The sequence below is a fragment of the Synechococcus sp. R5-12 genome, assembly GCF_047502655.1.
Classification (GTDB): Bacteria; Cyanobacteriota; Cyanobacteriia; order Thermostichales; family Thermostichaceae; genus Thermostichus.
Genome location: NZ_JANSIM010000254.1, coordinates 1 through 2,667, shown reverse-complemented (window position 1 = coordinate 2,667; position 2,667 = coordinate 1). Strand labels below are relative to the sequence as shown.

The window sequence follows — 2,667 nt, the reverse complement described above, 5'->3', positions numbered from 1 at the left end:
TTGAACAGTGATGTTCAGCAGTGTTCAGCGTAAATGTATCAGCTTCTCCCTTCTCTCCCGTTACTTCCTCTAGGTTATGCCTAGCCTGCCTTGACGGTTGAACCCACTCCAGCCCCCAGGGATCCCAATCGCTGGGTGAGGCGGCTGCCTCTGGTGACCGGCCTTTTGGGCAGCGTCCTTTTGGTTATTAATCGACTGGCCTTTACGCCGGAATTGCTCACCAGCCAGTCCCGTTCAGATGCCTTGGGGATCCTCCTCAGCGCCGTTTTGATCCTGACCGGCCTGCTGTGGCAGCAGATCCAGCCTCTTCCACCCCAAACGGCCCCCCTGCAAGGGATCCCCGGCTGTGATTGGCATCCCGATCTTTCCGAAAGCGAGAAACTGGAGCTGGCTTGGGCCTCCCATACCCTGCTCAGCACCACCGCCGCCCGCACCGTGGTGATCTGGGTGGGTGGGCGAACCCTCCTGCAACGGGGGATCCTAGCCACCCCCGGCCAGATGCCCTCCATTCAGCCCAAGAGCGTTTTACAGCGGGTCTTGCAGACGGGGCGGCCCGTGTATTTGGTGGATCTCAAGCTGTTCCCGGCCCGCGCCGAGTTCGATGGCCTGTTGCCCCCCGGATCCCAAGCCGTGCTGTGCCAGCCCATCGGCCAGAAAGGGTGCTTGATTTTGGGGAGCGATACCCCACGCAGCTTCAGCCGGCAGGAGCAAGCCTGGATTGCCGCCATTGCCGACAAGTTAGCGGCCCTATTTGGCTGAGGTTCGCCGCTCCCAACTTCCCTTCGCCGGGAGAGAGGCCGGGGGTGAGGGCTAGCAGCGCGGAGTGCTTGGGCTAGGCGGCGCTCTCTAGGCTCACCTGGAACACTTCGCTGAAGGCTTTTTCCACCTTGTAGCCGGAGTCGATGGTTTCCAAGGGATCCTTGCGCAGGCGGTGGCGCAAACACAGGCTGATCACCCGACGGATATCGGCGACGGTGACCTCACTGCGCCCTTCCAAAGCCGCCAGGGCCTTGGCAGCCCGGTTGGTTACAATGTCTCCGCGCAGTCCATCCACCTCCAAAGCCGCGCATACTCCGGAGATCTTCAAGCGCAAGTCGGGATCCACTGCCACGTTGGGCAAAAGATGTTGGGCTTTTTCGATGCGCTCCCGCAGGCGCTGCTGGGAATCGGCATACTTGGCCAAAAAAGCCTGGGGATCGGCGTCGAACTGGCTGCGCTCCTCCACGATCCGCACCCGCAGGGCAGCATCTCGCACCGTTTCGATCTGGACGAACATGCCAAAGCGATCCAGCAGTTGAGGCCGCAATTCCCCCTCTTCCGGGTTGCCGGATCCCACCAGCACAAACCGAGCCGGATGACGAATGGAAATGCCCTCCCGTTCCACGGTGTTCCAGCCTGAGGCCGCCGCATCCAGCAACACATCCACCAAGTGGTCATCCAGCAAATTGACTTCATCCACGTAAAGGATGCCTCGATTGGCCTTGGCTAGTAGCCCTGGCTCAAAAGCTTTCACCCCCTGAGCCAAGGCCCGCTCAATGTCGAGAGTGCCACACACTCGGTCTTCTGTTGCCCCCAAGGGCAGATCCACCATCGGCACCTGGATCCAAGTGCTTTCCAGCGTTTCCCCTGCTTGGAGCCGTTCCCACACTTGATCGCTCATCAAGTCCCGCTGCCGCGGGTGGCTGTTGAAGGGATCCCCTTTCACCACCTCGATCTGGGGCAGCAGGTCGGCCAAAGCGCGGATGGTGGTGGATTTGCCCGTGCCGCGATCCCCCATGATCAGCACCCCGCCAATGCGCGGGTCGATCACGTTGAGGAGCAAGGCCAATTTCATCTCCTCTTGGCCGACGATGGCCGTAAACGGGAAAACCGGGCGACGTTCCAAATGCATAGGGGCAATAACCAACAATTCATCCCCATTATCCCAGAGGCCACTCCCTTCTGGGTGTCAGATAGGTTGGAAAGGGACTGGAACTGGAACCTAAAGACCAGTTTTCGGTCAAATGGAAAAGCAAGCTCAGTTGTCAGCGTGGACGACGCCCTGGGCTTTCACAGAGAGGAGCAGATAGGATCGAAGCCCGCGGGGTTCATCAGAGTGTTGAACCGGCGTGGGGCCGAAAGCTCACAAAAACCCTAGGCAACCTGAGCAACAGTTGGCGGGTGGGGAGACATCAGCGGTGTCAGGCAAAGCAAGTCGGAGACGGTGGACGGCATTTCCAATCCAAAGCGTGGTCCAAAAAGGGCTGGTGGGTTTGATCTGGGTTTGCACTTGGATCCCTGTGCTCACTGTCTCTCTGGCCGTGGCTCAAACCCCCACCACCTCTGTGGTGTTGAGCGATGAGCAGGTAACAATGTACGCCCGTATCGTCTTGGAGATGGAGCCCCACCGGCAAGAGGCCCAAAAGCGCTCCCAAGCCACAAACGACCCAGCCAGCAAAGATCAAATCCGGCGAGAATTCATCCGCACCGCGACCGAGATCATCACTCGCCACGGTATGACTGTGCCTGACTACAACCGCATTACACTCTTGATCCGCTCCGAAGAGGGCAAAGCTTTGCAACAGCGCATTGAGGCCGAAATTCTCCGCCTGCAAAGCGAGGATCCCCAACCGCCAGTCCGATAAAAGTAAACTACCCGACACCCGCGCTATGCGCAGGGTGCGGGCT

The 2,667-nt window shown here is 59.5% G+C and carries 3 protein-coding genes; 2 read left to right on the top strand and 1 reads right to left on the bottom strand.

Annotation, left to right across the window (positions count from 1 at the left end; genetic code table 11):
* The first annotated feature begins 90 nt into the window (after positions 1-90).
* Positions 91-759, top strand: a complete 669-nt coding sequence (locus NW843_RS12800; protein ID WP_414523131.1) for a cofactor assembly of complex C subunit B — start codon at positions 91-93, stop codon at positions 757-759.
* Positions 760-832: 73 nt separating this feature from the next.
* On the opposite strand, the gene bchI is transcribed toward NW843_RS12800, so the two are convergent.
* Entirely contained in the window at positions 833-1,891 is a 1,059-nt protein-coding gene (gene bchI, locus NW843_RS12795) for a magnesium chelatase ATPase subunit I (protein WP_011431779.1), read from the bottom strand.
* Positions 1,892-2,279: 388 nt separating this feature from the next.
* Between bchI and NW843_RS12790 the strand changes: the two genes are divergently transcribed.
* Positions 2,280-2,624 (top strand): DUF4168 domain-containing protein, encoded by a 345-nt coding sequence (locus tag NW843_RS12790; RefSeq protein WP_414331953.1) that lies wholly within the window; start codon positions 2,280-2,282, stop codon positions 2,622-2,624.
* Positions 2,625-2,667 lie beyond the last annotated feature (43 nt).

What these genes read in the sequence shown, in the direction of transcription:
- bchI (WP_011431779.1), bottom strand. Translation starts at nt 1,891, where the DNA reads ATGCATTTGGAACGTCGCCCGGTTTTCCCGTTTACGGCCATCGTCGGC.